1 pseudogene is annotated in these 1,062 nt (G+C 33.2%); it reads right to left on the bottom strand.

What is annotated here, in order from left to right:
- Nucleotides 1-993: pseudogene (locus tag FYJ83_RS19580) on the bottom strand (IS3 family transposase); the annotation flags it as partial.
- Nucleotides 994-1,062: the final 69 nt, after the last annotated feature.

Below are 1,062 nucleotides of genomic sequence, written 5' to 3'. Positions count from 1 at the left end.
TATTTTGATATATAAACTCTACTTTTAGGATTTTATTGGTAGCTTCACTTACAGCATTGTCATAGGGATTCCCCTTCCTACTTAGAGAACGTTCTATGTTAAAGGCTTCTAGGATATTATCTATTTTTATATTATCATATTCCTTACCACGGTCTGAATGAAATATCTTTATATCTTTTAAAGGATAACGGCAGCTTAAAAGTGCTTTTTCTATAAGAGAAGCATCTTTATTGGGACCAGCTGAATAGCCTATTATTTCCCTATTAGATAGATCTACCAAGGTACATAAATAGTTCCACTTACTACCTACTCTGACATAGGTAAGGTCGCTTACTGCAACCTCTAATTTAGCCCTATTATCGAACTGTCTATCAACTACATTAGAGACTTTAGATTCATTACAGCCCCTGCTATGGACCTTATATTGAGCTACAGTGTAGTTAGATACTAAGGCATTTTCTTTCATAATCCTAGCTATCCTTCTTCGTGAAACTTGATAACCTAGCTTTTGAAGCTCTACTTTAATTTTCCTAGTACCATAATTATTTTTACTTCTATGGAAAATTTTCATTATATGTTTCTCTATCTCCGAATCTTTGTTAGAAGAACTAGCTTCCCTATTATTTAGATGATAATATACTAGGCTTCTTGAGACCTTTAAAAGCTTACACATAGCACTAATACTATATTTCCCTCTATTAGAAATAATCAGGTCTACTTTTTGCCTAGTAGTAGTGCTGCCTGCTTTAAAATATCATTCTCCATCTCAAGTTGTTTATTTCTTTTTCTTAGTTCAATTAATTCCTTCTCCTGGTCCGTCATATTATCTTTAGCATTGAAGGATTCAGTTTTATTGTACCTCACTACCCATTGTCTTAGAGTAGATGGAGAGACCCCATATTGCTCATGTAGATCCCTATAGGTATGGTTACCTTGGTTATATATGTTAACTAATTGCTTCTTGAAATTTTCCTCATAATATTTTCTTGACATGATTTTCTCCTCCTAGTTTTATTATATCATGTTCGGAGAAAAACTGTCCTATCTAGTGTAACCTATCCA

This window comes from Tissierella pigra, from assembly GCF_009695605.1.
In the GTDB taxonomy this organism is placed as follows: domain Bacteria; phylum Bacillota; class Clostridia; order Tissierellales; family Tissierellaceae; genus Tissierella; species Tissierella pigra.
The sequence above is the reverse complement of the archived record's forward strand: the minus strand, read 5'-3'. Positions and strand labels throughout refer to the sequence as shown.